This is a genomic window from Maridesulfovibrio salexigens DSM 2638, assembly GCF_000023445.1.
Lineage (GTDB): Bacteria > Desulfobacterota > Desulfovibrionia > Desulfovibrionales > Desulfovibrionaceae > Maridesulfovibrio > Maridesulfovibrio salexigens.
In genome coordinates this window covers 416,802-432,068 of record NC_012881.1, presented here as the reverse complement: position 1 = coordinate 432,068, position 15,267 = coordinate 416,802, and the positions used below count along the sequence as shown (strand labels likewise).

The 15,267-nt window shown below is 49.8% G+C and carries 15 protein-coding genes; 1 reads left to right on the top strand and 14 read right to left on the bottom strand.

All coding sequences use genetic code 11. The features are described 5' to 3' along the window. Positions 1-10 precede the first annotated feature (10 nt). The 14 genes from DESAL_RS02030 to DESAL_RS01965 are packed head-to-tail and all read right to left on the bottom strand — an operon-like array spanning position 11 to position 13,004. The gene (locus tag DESAL_RS02030) at positions 11-835 is read right to left on the bottom strand and encodes a DsbA family protein (protein ID WP_012765995.1); all 825 of its coding nucleotides are present in this window, start codon (positions 833-835) and stop codon (positions 11-13) included. A 57-nt stretch (positions 836-892) separates the two neighbouring features. Beyond that, on the bottom strand, positions 893-2,119 hold the full coding sequence (locus DESAL_RS02025) for a type II secretion system F family protein (protein WP_012765994.1): 1,227 nt from the start codon (positions 2,117-2,119) through the stop codon (positions 893-895). A 15-nt stretch (positions 2,120-2,134) separates the two neighbouring features. Beyond that, complete coding sequence (locus DESAL_RS02020; RefSeq protein WP_012765993.1) at positions 2,135-3,727, bottom strand: GspE/PulE family protein; 1,593 nt, start codon at positions 3,725-3,727, stop codon at positions 2,135-2,137. Positions 3,728-3,741: 14 nt separating this feature from the next. After that, positions 3,742-5,346, bottom strand: a complete 1,605-nt coding sequence (locus DESAL_RS02015; protein ID WP_012765992.1) for a secretin N-terminal domain-containing protein — start codon at positions 5,344-5,346, stop codon at positions 3,742-3,744. A gap of 53 nt (positions 5,347-5,399) precedes the next feature. Continuing rightward, on the bottom strand, positions 5,400-6,278 hold the full coding sequence (locus DESAL_RS02010) for a PDZ domain-containing protein (RefSeq protein ID WP_012765991.1): 879 nt from the start codon (positions 6,276-6,278) through the stop codon (positions 5,400-5,402). A gap of 3 nt (positions 6,279-6,281) precedes the next feature. Then, positions 6,282-7,829, bottom strand: a complete 1,548-nt coding sequence (gene pilO / locus DESAL_RS02005) for a type 4a pilus biogenesis protein PilO (protein WP_012765990.1) — start codon at positions 7,827-7,829, stop codon at positions 6,282-6,284. Continuing rightward, the gene (locus DESAL_RS02000; protein WP_012765989.1) at positions 7,826-9,172 is read right to left on the bottom strand and encodes a PilN domain-containing protein; all 1,347 of its coding nucleotides are present in this window, start codon (positions 9,170-9,172) and stop codon (positions 7,826-7,828) included. Before DESAL_RS02000 ends, pilO begins: the two co-directional genes overlap by 4 nt. Before the next feature lie 13 nt (positions 9,173-9,185). Beyond that, on the bottom strand, positions 9,186-10,205 hold the full coding sequence (locus DESAL_RS01995; protein WP_012765988.1) for a type II secretion system minor pseudopilin: 1,020 nt from the start codon (positions 10,203-10,205) through the stop codon (positions 9,186-9,188). A 4-nt stretch (positions 10,206-10,209) separates the two neighbouring features. Continuing rightward, a complete protein-coding gene (locus DESAL_RS19960; protein WP_012765987.1) occupies positions 10,210-10,821 on the bottom strand; it encodes a PilW family protein in 612 nt (203 codons plus the stop codon). Beyond that, positions 10,793-11,218, bottom strand: a complete 426-nt coding sequence (gene gspG, locus DESAL_RS01985) for a type II secretion system major pseudopilin GspG (protein WP_012765986.1) — start codon at positions 11,216-11,218, stop codon at positions 10,793-10,795. The genes DESAL_RS19960 and gspG overlap by 29 nt, the downstream gene beginning before the upstream one ends. After that, entirely contained in the window at positions 11,218-11,700 is a 483-nt protein-coding gene (locus DESAL_RS01980; RefSeq protein WP_012765985.1) for a PDZ domain-containing protein, read from the bottom strand. The genes gspG and DESAL_RS01980 overlap by 1 nt, the downstream gene beginning before the upstream one ends. Continuing rightward, the gene (locus DESAL_RS01975; protein ID WP_012765984.1) at positions 11,697-12,113 is read right to left on the bottom strand and encodes a type IV pilus modification PilV family protein; all 417 of its coding nucleotides are present in this window, start codon (positions 12,111-12,113) and stop codon (positions 11,697-11,699) included. The genes DESAL_RS01980 and DESAL_RS01975 overlap by 4 nt, the downstream gene beginning before the upstream one ends. Beyond that, the gene (locus DESAL_RS01970) at positions 12,103-12,591 is read right to left on the bottom strand and encodes a prepilin-type N-terminal cleavage/methylation domain-containing protein (RefSeq protein ID WP_012765983.1); all 489 of its coding nucleotides are present in this window, start codon (positions 12,589-12,591) and stop codon (positions 12,103-12,105) included. Before DESAL_RS01970 ends, DESAL_RS01975 begins: the two co-directional genes overlap by 11 nt. 14 nt (positions 12,592-12,605) lie before the next feature. Next, positions 12,606-13,004 carry a hypothetical protein gene (locus DESAL_RS01965; protein ID WP_012765982.1) on the bottom strand — a complete coding sequence of 133 codons (399 nt, stop codon included), beginning with the start codon at positions 13,002-13,004 and terminating at the stop codon, positions 12,606-12,608. Between the two features lie 225 nt (positions 13,005-13,229). On the opposite strand from DESAL_RS01965, the gene DESAL_RS01960 reads away from it, so the two are divergent. Further along, positions 13,230-15,176 carry a glycoside hydrolase 64/thaumatin family protein gene (locus tag DESAL_RS01960; protein ID WP_012765981.1) on the top strand — a complete coding sequence of 649 codons (1,947 nt, stop codon included), beginning with the start codon at positions 13,230-13,232 and terminating at the stop codon, positions 15,174-15,176. Positions 15,177-15,267 lie beyond the last annotated feature (91 nt).

Genomic DNA, 15,267 nt, shown 5'->3' with positions numbered 1-15,267 from the left:
CCTGAACCAATCACATCTGGTTCAGGCAGTCTTCGCAGAGTTCGCCTTCTTGCGTTGCATCTGCTGCATTCTGAGTCGACTTTTCAAGAATCAGGTTTACCTTATTTTCAAACATATCCACAGGAAGGTAGCCTCGCACAACTACGCCATTGATAAGGAAGGTGGGAGTTGCATTGATCTTGAATTCTCCGGCTTCCTTTCCGTCATCCAACAGATATTGCTGCACTTGAGCGGAATTGGCTATTTTCCTGACCTGTTCAGGATCAACGCCTACTTCACCGAGTATGTTGCTCAGTACAACACCGGAATTATCATCATAAAGTTCCTTCTGGCGCTCAAAGACGAGATTATGAAACTGATAAGCCTTTGCCTTATCAAAAAGAGCTATTGCTTCAAAGTTGAGGGACAACTCCCGCGACTTTGCATGCATGGGCAGATGCTTAAAAATTACCCTGTATTTATCCGGCTGATCTTGAGCCAGCTTGCTGACCACGCTTGCTCCCTTACTGCAATAAGGACACAGAAAATCTGAATACTCCACGATAGTTACCGGGGCATCAGCATTGCCGAGCATAATTCTCTCAGCCCTAATTTGAGGTTTTAATGGATTCTTTATTTCCGCTTCCAGCCTTGCTTCGCGCTTCAACTTCTCTCGCTCGCTTATGCCCTGCTCAAGAATCACCAGCATATCCATTTTTCTTTCACGCATGGCATCAAGCACAATCTCGGGATTTTCACGGATCGCCTCAGCAAGCTGCTCCTTAAGCATCTGTTTATTAAAGCAACCGGAAATCAGAACAGCAACCGACAGAATCAACAGAATTAGCTTCAACACGGAATACCTCCTTCCATTTTGAGAGATGCCTACAATATAACAAACAACATATAAATTTTACCCCGCCATCAGCTGCATCTGGAAAACCGGCAGCAGGATTGCCATAACAATAAATCCGACCACCGCGCCCATGACCAGAATCATGACCGGCTCAAGAAGCGAGGTGAGGTTTTTAACCAACTGATCCACTTCACGTTCATAATGTTCAGCTATTTTTTCGAGCATGGAGTCCAAAGAACCGGACTCTTCACCCATGGAAATCATTTCAGTAACGTATGGGGGGATAATGCCGCTTTCCTTGAGCGGGGTCGCCAGCTTACTGCCCTCACGAACCTCAGCCGTGGCCTTTTCCACTACTTTTGAAACCGCCACATTTCCGGTAACTCCCGCACTGGATTGAAGTGCTGTCAAAAGCGGAACACCGGAACCAATCAAGGTTCCCAGAGTTCGGCACCAGCGGGCCATGCTGACCTGTATGACGATCGGCCCCAAAGCCGGAATCTTTAATTTGGTACTATCAATCTGCATACGTCCGCCGGGGGTGGAACCGATCTTCTTCCATGACGGAATGGCGATAAGCAGAAACAGGGGCAGCAGCCACCAAGTCTGTTGCAGAGTGTCTGAAATATCAATGAGCAAACGGGTGGCAATGGGCAATTTCTGGCCCATGCTTGAGAACATCTGGGCAAACCTTGGGACAACAAGCAGCATCATGGTGATGATCGCCCCGACCATGGCAATAAACATAATCGCCGGGTAGATCATGGCCCCAGAAACCTTGGAACGCAGGTCCTCCTGTGCCTCGCGCATGAAAGCCAGACGGTCCATAGCCTGATCAAGCATTCCTCCGGTTTCTCCTGCTGCCACCAAAGAAACATATAGTATATCAAAATATTTGGGATATTCAGCCAAAGCCCGCGACAAGGGCATACCCTCACGCACCCGTGAATTGATGGTCCCGATGACCTCGCCCAGCAAAGTGCCTTCATTCTGGTCTCGCAGAAATGAAAGCGCCCGCACCAAAGGAAGACTGGAACCCAGCAAGGTTGCGAACTGACGGGTAAAAGAGGTTATCTGCTTATAGCTGATTCGTTTACCGAAAAGAGACTGGCTCTTCGCCTTTGCTTTCGGATCTTCCCCCGGACCGCCGTCCTTGCGCTCGACACGCAGCACTCTGGCTCCCTGACCAGAAAGTTCACGTTGCACAGCGGCGGCATCAGCAGCTTCCATCTCTCCTGAAAGCTGCTGTCCGTCTTTGATTGCCGTGTACATAAACTTTGCCATAAAACTTCCAATTACTTAGTTATCCTGAGCCATTCGATACACTTCCTCTTCCGTGGTCAGTCCCTTGGCAGCCTTGGCAAGTCCATCCTGAAGCAGAGTGCGCATACCTTCTTTCTGCGCCTGCGCTCCAATATCCGCGGCACTGGCTCCGTTCTGGATAAGCGTCTGGATTGCCGGAGTATTAATCAGCAACTCGAATATTCCGAGCCTGCCCTTGTAACCGGAACCGTCACAAACCTCACAGCCCACAGCCTGCCACTTGCCATCAGCCCCTTGTTTCTTGCAATTGCTGCACAGCCTGCGCAAAAGCCGCTGAGCCATTGCTCCGGCAAGAGTGGGTGCGGCAAGGTAAGGGGCAATGCCCATCTCCACCAGACGGGTAATAGCTGTGGGCGCATCATTGGTATGCAGGGTGGAAAGCACGAGGTGTCCGGTCAGGGAAGACTGAATGGCAATTTCTGCGGTTTCGAAATCGCGGATTTCCCCGACCATGATTACATCAGGGTCCTGACGCAGAATGCTTCTGAGGGCAGCGGCAAAGGTCAATCCGACCTTGGGATTAACTTGAATCTGATCTATGCCGCGCAACTGGTATTCAACCGGATCTTCAGTGGTAATGATCTTAAGTTCCGGAGACTTGATGTAATTCAGCGAAGCGTAGAGCGTGGTAGTCTTACCGGAACCGGTCGGTCCGGTAACCAAGATCGCTCCATGAGGACGATGAACGAGTGACTTCCATGTTTCGAGCATATCCGGCTCAAAGCCTACGTCTGAAATATCGACCTTAATTGAAGATTTATCCAGAATACGCATAACCACACCTTCCCCGAACACGGTCGGCGTGGAGGCCACACGGATATCATAATCGGACTGCTCCATCTTCAAACGAATACGACCGTCCTGCGGAATCCTGCGCTCGGCAATGTCCAGATTGGACATGATCTTGATTCTGGAAATGATTGCGGCCTGATATTTTCTAGGCACAGTATTAACCACATGCAGGATGCCATCCACCCGAAAACGGATTTCCAGACCGTCTTCATAAGGCGAGATATGAATATCCGATGCCCCCTGAGCAATGGCATCGCGGAAAGTATTGTTAACCAGTCGGATCACAGGTGCGGCCTGTGCCATATCACGCAGGTCCTCAACATCATCCAAAGAATCAAGGTCTTCATCCAGACTGGTAAAAACGCCCTCCATTCCTTCACCGGAATAAGCCCGCTCAAGGGCATCCACAAGATTGTCCGCCGGAGCCAGCACCATGTGCACGGTCATATCCAGAGCCTGCTCCATTTCAGAAACGGAAGTACCCAGAAAAGGTGTGGCAACGGCAACCCGCACAACTCCGTCCTGCTCCTTTGCCAAGGGCAACAGAAGATGGTTCTTTGCGAAATTTTCCGGTACAAGCTGCACAACTCCCGGCTCGGCAAGATAAGTTTTATCAAGCTCCATCCACTCCAGACCAAGCAACTCCGCAGTACTTTTCAGCGCATCCTGTTCTGACTCCCCGGCCTGCCGGACCCTTTGCCACCATCCTCTGATCCTGTCGGGCGAGGAGAGGTCATAGAAGGTTGGCGGAAGAAGTTTGATTTCGTTTTCCTGCATAGTTCTTTCCGGGGCTAAAGGTCGAAAATCAAACCGAATTCGTCCACCGCCATAGGACTCTGAGCCTTACGCAGGCCACTCATCGCATCAGCCTCATCAGGCGTGGCGATTACATATGGAGTAAGGAACAACAACAATTCCGACTTGGTCATAGAGTCATCCTGGGAACCGAACAAAGGACCGAGCACGGGCATATTCCGCAGATAAGGAGCCCCTTTCTTGTCAAGGGCGCTGTTAACTGTCATGAGGCCACCGATAACGAGGGTCTGGGCATCCTTGACCAGCACGGTTGTGGAAGCCGCACGGTCCGTGGACTGCCACTTATCAGGATCAGTGTCGTCAGCAAGCAGGCTGGACAGGGTCTGGTCTATCTTGAGAGTTACATCCCGGTTTTCCGCGATGGTGGGCGTGATATTAAGCTGCATGCCGAATTTACGATGATCATAGGTCTTGATTACATTCTGCTGGGAAGTCACCGAAGTCTGGGTCAGCTTGAGAATAGGTATTTCCGTACCCACGGCAATACTCGCTTTCTGGTTATCCAAAGCCACTATATGCGGCGCAGACACCACGCGGGAGCTGTCGTCAGAGGCAAAAAAGTTCATCATCATCTTAAAATTATCCGAATTGATAATGGAAAACTTCAAAGCCTCCTGCGCAGTGTTGGCTATTCCGGTAGGATCGAAAATATGCCCGAAATCCAATGCTCCTTTAAGGTCTGTGCCATCAGCATTGGTGGAAAACATCCACTCAAAACCGAGTTTGGTTTCATCTGTCAGGGTAACCTCAACAAGATAGGCCTTTATGGATACCTGCATAGTGCGGACATCAAGCTTGGATATAATTGAAGTGATATCGTCATGCACACTTTCCGGAGCCAACACGATCAAAGAATTGGTTTCATCCATGGAAAGGATCTGAACAGTACTCTGGGTAACCTTTCCTACCTTTTCAGTATAAAGCTTGGTCAACATAGGAGCCACAGTCTTGGCCTCAATATACTGCAGGGAATAAGTCTTGGAGACCGGCAGGGAACCGGGCATATCAATGTGGCTGATCAATTCCTTGATCTTGTTCACATTGGCGGCAGTATCCGTGAAGACGATATAATTATTAGATTTACCAGAAAAAATTGAGCCTTCAGGAGACAGAATCTGCCTAAAGTCTGCTATCACGTCTGCTGCTTTCAGGTACTTAAGCATAATGACTTCCGTAACCATCTGGTCGCCGCCCACAGTTATGGAATCAACATTCAGCCCTTCGTGCACAGCCATGCTTTTGGAGACAATCTTATAATAACCGCTCTGCTGTACTAAGGTATAACCTTTCATATCCAACACGGAATACAGCAAGCGCAGGGCTTCAAATCTGGTTACGGGTTTCGGCGAGATAACCGTAACCGGTCCTTTCAATTCAGGGTTGGGAATGAATGTCTTGCCCATGAGATGCGAATAGAATTCCAGCACAGCCATGATGTCCGTCTGCCGGAAATTTATCTCAATCAGATTTTTTCCTTTCGGCGCAGCTTGGGCAACTCCAGCTCCTACCCCCGTCCCAACAAGGGAACAAAGCATTACCAGAATGAAAAACCATCGTATTTTGCGGGCAAGTCTCATCATGAATTCTCTCGTCTTATCTTTCTTGAATGCGAATCAATTCAATTTCCTGCACATCAGGGAACAGTCATGTTCACATTCATGGGTTTTCCTTTACGAATTATTGTCAGAAACACTTCCTTGCCGATTTTACTTTTCAATATATCACTGACCTGCGCGATTGAACCAACGGGCCTGCCGGAAACAGCCAAAAGCAAATCCTCCGGCAATAAACCTGTATCCTTGCGCAATACGCGAGCCACTTTCAATCCACGACCGGATGGAATCCCCATATCTTTACGCTCAACCACTGTGAGCGGGATAAGATTCACACCCAATCCCTTAATATCTACTGAACCGCCCTTACCCTCAGCTTCCGCAGGAACAGTAAGCTTATATGAAACACCGGCTTTTTTAGTAACTCCGGACTCGCTCAACAAACTTTCCGCCTGCTCATCCCAAACGGTATTCATGGGCAGTGTGACATTCTGATCATTGCGGGCCAAGGTCACATGGTTGGAAGCAATTTCCACAAGAACGCTTTCCCTGACCATCTGACCGAGGGTCACTAAAGTGCTTGCCCCTCCGTTAATTCCGCTGATGATAGCATAGGATTTACCTTCCCCCGGCATGGTCGCCATAAGCGATAGGCCGGAGACATCCGGTCCGGGGGGCAAGGCCGGAGCCGCGCGTCTATAAGAGCGCTGAACCAGATTAAGCTGGCCATACTGAAAGATATGCCGGCGCTTGGTAGTGAAAAAGGAATAATACGGATAGGTCAGCGGGTCAGGAGGAGGAAGATCGCGCATGGCATCCACATAATTAAACGCTCTGGGCTTCGGCTCGGGCAAGGAAAGAATGATCAGCGCACCTAGCAGGGTCAGGCTTGCAATAATGAGCGCCAACCTGAAAAATGCATCCGCAGCAGCTTTATGTAAGTATTTTTCCATGCCCATAAATCAGCCCCCTGCCCCGTGCGTTGCATTTGCATGCGCAGTACAATTGAACACCTTGCGGGCATATCTCCAATCAAGGACATCAGCCTTGGGAACGATTACTTCATAACCGAGTTCCTGTTTAAAAAAGTTCTCATATTTCCTGAAATACTCATCCATGGAATTGTCCACTTCCGGCTCGGTGCAGAAATAAGCCCGCGCCTTTTCGGAAGTTAGGAACCGGACACTCTTCATGACCTCCTTAATGGTATTCTGCGAAACTCCTTGCGGATTATTGGCGCTCAGGAACTGTACGGCCTCGTCCGGATTTTCCTGCCACCAGCGCACTGCACGGGAAAAACCGCTGATGAGGGTTTCAACCGCCTTACCGTTGCCGGGCAGAGCATCTTCGCGCAGGACCAGAAACTGAAGACTCCAGTTATCCACCTCGGCCGGTCCAGCCACAGGTCTGGCAATACGCATTTTCTGCAATCTGCTGACAAACGGTTCAAAAGTTACCCCGGCTTCAATAAGTCCCGCTCTCAAACTTTGGGCCACAATTTCGCGGGACATATCACTCACCGTAACATCCGAAAGTGACATGCCGTTCTGCTTGAGGACTTCATACAGGAAATAATGGGCTGTTCCGCCTGTTTGCAGGAAAACGGTTTTACCGCGCAGATCCTGCACGGTTTTGATATTCGAATTTCCGGCAACCATAAGGACATCCCCGGTTTTGAACTGTGCCAAGGGTGCCACTATACGCAAGTCCACCCCTCTGGTCAGGAGCTGGACAAGCTCCAGAGCATGAGTGGCAGTACCATCTATTTCTCCGGCATATAATTTTTCAAAATTTGTTTTTTCATGCTCGGAGAAATAGCACTCGATGCGCGTACCGTTCGAATTGAGCCATCCATTGTGACGGGCGATTTCAAAAGGAGCATACCCGATCCAAGGCGGCATGGAGAGCACGAGACTTACAGCATGCTCCGGCATCTTGGAATCTGCCTTGGCTGGAATAGAATACTTGCTGACAACCAGCCCGCCCTGCATAGCACCACTCTTGCCCGTCAGTGAGATTTCCGAAACTACAAAGACCTGCGGAGAGGTTTCCAGATAATAAATAAATTTCTCAATGGCTGTGAAAGAACCACTGAAAGTCACATCCATAGGCTGACTGCTCAGGAAACCATTCGGTTTTTGCGATAGAGGACGCATTTCTTTGATGACAACCCCGGTGATGGTCGCATAGTCCCTGATTTCATTATAAATATCCGAAGAACTCCAATCCCTGCGATCCACTAGATCAAGTTGCCGCTTAAGGGATTCATATTCATTCTTAACCTGACGCAACTTGGCTTCACGGTCAGGCAGGACCATGGCTTTGGGTGTGTTAAGCTGAATTTCCTGCTTCAACTCCACCTGTTCCTGAACTGTGGCTTCATACATATTGCCGAGCGGAGCCAAAACACCCATATAAAGCACCACAGAGAACAGAAAAATTAGACATATGCCTAAAGCTCGGCGATCTCGCGGATCGAGTTTGTTCCAAGAGGCAAGCAGAATGTTCATTGCGCTGCCTCCTGCTTCTTCTTGGGCTTGAAGAATTGTTGCCAAGCGGGAAAATCAAGTTCCACTACAAAACGAAATCCCTGCCCTTGCTCCAGCTTACTCATGGAAGCAAGCACTGCATTGGAAAATATCTCTGTACTACTTATATTTTCCAGCAAAGCCATGAGGCTGATTTCACTTTTTGCCTCCCCTTGCAGGGTTATCTTGCCGGATTGATCAAGGCGCATGGTGTCCAATTTCACCTGAGCCGGAACAGAATCACCAAGATCGCGGAACACATGCGAAACAAAAGGCTTCTTCACCGTATATCTTAAAATATCATTGTTACGGCGTACATATTCCCGAATTTCCATTGTCACCAGATCAGTACGCTTGGCCAGAAATAGAATCTTATGTGCTTCCTGCTTAAGAACATTGGCATCCTGAGTATTCATATGGATCACAGCAAAGAAAAGCAGCAGGCAGCCCGCAACTGCCCCCGCAAGAGCCAGCCCCGAACGCACATAGTCCTTCGGAGCAAGAGGAATACGCTCCCACTCTTCCAGACTTTCATGAAACGAACCTTTGGTACGGTTCATACGCAGCAGGGGCAAAAAGTCTTCATAAGACCGGATTTGTTCCAGCGGAACATCCGGCAGTACCTTTGCAATCAGCTCTGCAAAACCCTCAGGTTCACCTGCTTCGCCGGGAGCACCCCAGAACATTACCTTTTCCGGCATCGGCTTCTCTTCCGCCTCAAGCTGGGCAAGAACCACCCTCAGTGCACTTTCCAAGGACGGGCCTCCATCCGGTACAACCTCCCAGATCACCGGGACTTTCCTGTAAATACAGCATAGACGGGTTTCCCCGTGTTCACGGGACACTAACAGGGTCGGACCGGAAACCTTCAGGTCGAACTCAGGTAGTACAATGGACGTAACCTGAAATCCCATATCCTTTGCTTTATCAAGACATCCATGAAGATACTCATTGGATATCCAGCCGAGGGTTGCGTTCAAACCTTTATTACCGCTGTAAAAACGCATTTCCCGCCCCCCGGTCTCAAGGGAACGGAATAAACGCTGCCCGGCTTCCGTTTCAAGATCAGCCACTGCGTCCTTCTGCTCTTTGACCGGATTAGGGATACGGCACAAAGCCACCATAGACGAGGGCAAAACCAATACGCATGGGCTGGGATTATCCGTTTCCGGCAATTGGGCCAGAGGTTGCCACAACCGCTCTTTAGAAGAATATTCAAGCGAAGATGCGCAACTGCCCTTCACGTCAAACAGCAAGGCTATCCGAGCGTTCTTCCCCAAGGGGCAGGGGAGAGGAATCATTTTGCACAACTTCTTTAAATTCATAGAACAACCTCGTTCATATTCTCGGCAGAGATTCGGATTCCCAGCGGGTAAAACGTAATTGATCCTTATCCACACTGACTCTGGCCGTAATACGCTCGACATGCCTGCCCGGAACAAACCCAGCCAGACAGGTCATGCTGAAATTCTTGGACTGCACAGTCAGAAACGGTTCCACATGTGTACTCTGCGAAGCCGCTGCCAAGGTACTCAGCGCCGCCTGCACCGAGGCAAAACCCTTCCATCCGGTAAGACGGTAGGCCAGCAGATTCTGAACCTGTCCTGTGGTAAAACCCACGGCGTGAAGTACTTCCTTCCCGGCAGTGTTGATATTCACCTTTCCCGAGGAAAAGCAGGTCAGATGACCGGCAATCCCTTCTGCGCCGGAAGAACCATAGAGTATATCCCGCGTCATTCCCTTTACTTGCAGCAATTCATCCAGACTGCGGATCGGCCCGTCAACCAACCCCTTAGCCATTGCCACGGACGGAGGAACATCCTTGCCCTTCTTGCCTTGTTTCTTGGTCCGGTACAGAATGATATTAGAGGCCAGCACGTTGGAAATATTAGGGAAGCCCTGCAATTGGGACATGGTGGCAACATTGATGTTCAGACGCGATTCCTCATCAATAAAGCCATAGTTAAAGACTCCAGCATCCTTAGCGGCCTTGGAATCCTTGCCTGATTTTTTCCTTTTCGCAGATCCCGACTCAGGACGAATAATGGAGTAATAACCCGGCCCGAACTTGATATCCTTGTATAGAGTCTCCCCGGAAAACCACTTATCCGTGATGCTGTGCACGGGGTCGCGGGCATGTTCCCTGATGATGCCTGCCGCCCTGTGAACACCGCCGCGCGCCAGATTGTAAGCCCTACGATCCTGACTGCTCCAACTTTCAACCTTTGTCTCGCATACAGCCTCATATGAAAACGAAGCCGCCATAATACCCAGAATGGCCATGACCCACAGTGTAACCACCAGAGCAAATCCCTGCTCTGCGGAAACATTAGTATGTCCGGTAACATTCTTAAGCATTCTTTCAGCCAGCCTTCTGTTGCGGTGTTACTTCCAATAAAACCTGTGAGCGAAAAACACTCCTTTGTGATGCTCCTTCCTTGAAATCCAAAACCAATCCAATCATTCCCGGTCCGCTTACAGCTGTTGTTGCACCCGCTACGGCGGCACTCCCCCCATGCCCTCTTGCAGTAAGCTTGAAACGGGTTTCAACCACCCCGGAACAAAGCTCCATCTTTGAAATCGGCTTACCTTTCTCCGGCTTGCCTTTCTTATCCTTGCGCTCTTCCCGCCAGAGGGTGCTTTCTTTAAGAACATAACGAACCCAAATCCGATTTCCTTTTTCATCCAGAACAGGGAACTGGCATTTACTATCCTGACAGCTGATATCCGAAGCCGAGCAGAGCGGGTCCAGATTGCGGACATCCCTGCCTAGCATGCTGAACGCATAAGCGGCTGAACGCATGGGTGAAAGAACAGCCTGTGCCCCCCTTTCCACCCGCGTGGCAGTGACGAAAATCGAATAAACAGCAGTAAGGACAACCGAACCGATCGTAATCGCCACCAACAGTTCAAGAAGGGTAAACCCGCCTTGCTCAGTAATTGGATCAGTAGTTGGTGATGTCCGCGTTATCACCTGTTCCTCCGGGCTTGCCGTCCTTGCCGTAACTGAGCAGATCAAAATCCGGGCTGTGCTTGCCGGGAGCAGTGTACACGTATGGATTGTTCCACGGATCCTTGGGAATAGTATTTTTACTCATGTACGGGCCATGCCAGTTCTCAGGGACAGGCGGAGTGGTCGGTTTTACCACCAAGGCATTGAGTCCCTGCTGGGTAGTGGGAAAATCCCCGGTATCCAGCTGGTAACTTTGCAGGGCCATGGAAAAATCCTCGATCTGGGCTTTGGCCGCCGCGACCTTGGCTTCATCAGTCTTTCCGAAAAACCTTGGGGCCACGATAGCCGCCAGAACCCCGATGATCACAATAACCACCAGCATCTCAATAAGTGTGAAACCGCGTCTTCCTTTATGCATCAAGAAGCCTCCCCACCTGTAGTTTTGACTGCCTTGGTGACCGGGACGTCAACAGGCAGATGAATTCCGAGTTTGACGATCTTGCCGTTTCTGAAAAGGGTCAGGGCTACATTACCGCCCGGACGCTTACGTTGCATGATAAATGTTGAATCCCGCATACCCTGCACCGGGACACCATCTATTTCCAAAAGAATATCTCCGGGCAGAACGCCGCCCTTCTGTGCCGGACTATCCGGTTTGCAATCCATCACCAGCAGGGCTCGATCCTGTTCCTTGCTGGTCTTCTCCTTCCCTTCCTCTTCTACAACGTGCAACTCCTTCTGGATAACCTTGAGCCTGAGTCCCATTAACGGACGGGGCATGGGCTGGTAGCCGATATCAATAGGGTCCGACTTGAGCTGACAGCCAGCCAAAAACATGCCTGAAAGCAACAAAAGCAGGATTCTGGAAAAATTCATTTGCAAACGTAGTGCTGATTTCATTTTTTCTTGTCCTTGGTCTGGGTTTTACTCTGAGCCGGAAGGATTTGATCGACCTGTGCAGTTTCCAGAACATATTCATGTTCCCTGCCTTCGGTGAAGAAAAGTACAGTAATCCTAACCCTGATTACACCGGAATAATCATCCTCTTTTTTACTGACGATCTTCCATCTTCCGTGCGGCAGTGTTTCGCATTTACCGGAAGTTGTTCCCGGCTTGATATTTCCCTGATTAAGAAAAGAAGCCAGTCGCATTTCAGCTTCCAGACCGGCCCGTTCGTACCCCTCCACCTGCGACAAAGCAGCAGTTGCCTGTGAATAAACACCAGCCACAGCGACCAGCCCGATAGACAGGATAGCCATGGCAACCATGACTTCCAGCAGGGTAAAACCGGAGTTACATGATTTAGCGTACATACACGCCTCCATCAGCCCCGGCGACAATCAATTGCAGGCTTTCCTGCTTCTCGGAAACCAACTTAAGACGTGCTGGAGTCGCTGTTCCCCTAGGAAAAAAAATGATTCGCATTTCATGACCGGAAACAGATTTTCCCAGAAGTTCCATATCCTTCACATCCACCCTTACAGGCAGTGCGGTCCTACTCAGAACCTCTCTCTTATCAGCACTCAAAAGCTTAAGGTCTTTTGTATTTCGATTGATGATCAGGATATGCTGCTTACCGGTATCAGCAGCCCTGAAACGGGAAGAAGTGGCAATGGCTCCGAGATCGGCAACAGCAGCACGCAAGGAATTGCCTGTAAGCTGACCACTTAAACGCGGCAGGAGAACAGCCATGACTATGGACATGATGACCATGACCACAATGAGCTCCAGCAGGGTAAACCCGTTTCGAACAGGTTCATGCTTCATATTTTTACGAGGCTGAAAATCCATACGAGCTCCCCGGTTTATTGGGAATCAGGAGCAACTCTACGTTTCAGAACATATCCGACATCGGGTGAATAGGTGACAAGTTCCCAGCCCTGCTGCCCTAATGGGGCGAGGTTGGGCTTGTACGGATCAAATCCGGATTTTTCGAGAACATTGGGAACCAGAATCTTGTATTCCCACTTTGCATTTGCGAAGGCATCAAGTTTGGCCTCAATTCTGGCAAGGTCATCATGTAAAGCTTGCAAGGGAGCAAGCAGAACACTGACATTATCACCACTGCCGGAAGCGGGTTCGGAGGACTGAGCCAGACACTGTCCACTCAGACAAAACAGGATAACGACAAACAGGCCGGCCGTAAAAACAGAAAAAAGAAAATTGGACTTGAATCCACGTTCACATTCCACTGCTACCCCCATTTTTAGAGTCCTACCTTATTTTATAGGGGGTTAAACATAATTTGTCCACAGACATCTAAATTTAACAGATTACTTCACAGCATTAATCGTGTTCACCTCTGATCCCCAATTAAACGCAAGACAGATTGCAAATTTCTCTGTGCCTTGCTCCAAATATAGTGGTATAGTTCCACGATAGATTTCTGTTTTTTCTGTCTTACCAAAATCAAGATGAGGGGGGACCGTATGAAAGCCAACGAAATAAAAAACAAGAAATTAATCCTAACAGCCTGTCTTTTGATTCTTTCCTGCCTTTACAGCACGTCTTGGGCCGACAACAGCCAGTATCTTTGCACTGATTCCAGTGACAGCAGTTGCACCGGGATAACAATGGCACTGGGGCCATGCGGTACACAAAACTGGATCAGCACGGTCACCTATTCCGCAGTGAACGGAAATTCCACTACAGAAGTATTTTCTGTGGACAATAAAAATCCCAATGCGGGAGCGGTGACAAAATACATGAAACAAAACGTGCTTTGGAAAGTGGATATAGAGAACGACCACTTTGATCAGAAATTAAGCACCTATATCAAAATCACCCCCTCCGGCTGGGAGTTTGCAAACGGATGCAACAAAACTTCCCTTAATCCCGGTTGTGAAGCGGCCATGCTCTTCCCCACTCCCGGAACGAACCTCAGCCCGGGTTGCCAGATGACCAAATACACCCCGCCCGATCCGACCCCATCAGGCGGGCAATGCGGGGACAACACCACAACAACCGCATGGCAGAAACGGATATCCATTTACAATAACTGCATGGATGACGCATACATCGTGCTTACTCCTCCCACTGCTGCAGACAAACAGCACTTCTACAACGCCAAGCTCTGGAACAAAACAGCAGAACTGGCCGAGATGGATGAAATGTATGCCAACCCCCAGAACAAAACCTCAGCCCTGTTGTTCCGTAAAAAAATCACCTTCGGTGAAAGCATGGATATCTCAGTGCCTGACGGCGGAATCGCCTCGGCAAACTTCGGAGTACTGCTCGGCTGCGAACAGCCTCCATCCGAAGGAGACTGGCCCGGTGAATGTGTTATTGGCGGGATACCGGGGATGGCTAGTTCCGGCGTAGGAACCGTATTCGAATATTCAGCCGGTTGCACATATACAGGTGCTGACAGAAACAAATGTACCGTTAACCCCTCCGACGGCACATGCATGGGCGCAACAGACTACTTTGACCTGAGCATGGTTTCCGGCTTCAACGTTCCCATGTCCATGACAATCACCGACAATGGAAACGACTGCAACTTCACGGAAATGTCCGCAGTGGCAGACCTCTACGACTGCCCCAAGGAAGACCAGACGACTATCGCCGCCAACTCCACCCTGTACACCAACACACAACTCAACGCTGGAATAAGCCTTGTGGTATCAAATGATAAAAGCAGAGGACGCGCCGGATGCATGGCTCCGGAACAATGGCTCGAACCTCCAGGAGGTCAGGATCCATACAAAAACACCGATACTCAGGCTGCAAGTCCCGGGATAACCACTGACACACCCAATATATCTGACTGGTATGCCTGTAACGTCATGAAAGCACAGGGAGCAGACAAAGACCCGGAAACCTGCCTCACTCCCGGATGCGGCGGCCCGCAATGTGCGGTCGGCCCTCTCGGAACACCCGGAGTTTATGACATGGTTTCCCTTTCAAAGGGTAAGGGCAAACCCTACACCAACTATGTGAAATACTTGAAGGCAATCGGTTCGGATGCCTATGCGTGGCAGTTTAACGATGACGCATCAACCGCCATCTGCCAGAAGGCAGGAGCGACTGTGAAAGTTACCCTTTGTCCCGGCCCCCCTGAACAGCAGCCTTACAGAAATCAAACGTGGGCATTCTCCGATAATAAATGCCTGCCTGATTCAAACGCCGGCTCCTACCCCACCCTGCTTGCCTGTATGCAGGCTAACTTCGACTACAGTTGCCAGAAGGAAGAGGTGAAAAAGCTGAACGCCAAGACCGGAGCAGCCACCACCGCACAGCTCAACTACTGCAAGCCGGTACCCAAAGGGCAAGGCGTGCCCTACGCTGTCTGCATGAAGAACAATTCCCAATACTGCCAGCAGACAGGGAAAACACCGCCTAATACGCAACAAACAACACCGAGCAAAACTCAATAGAACAATGGCCCCACAACGAATTAACTCGCCGTGGGGCCTTATTTTTTGGAGCAATACCCGGCGGTAAACCGGAATCATTAGAATTACTAAT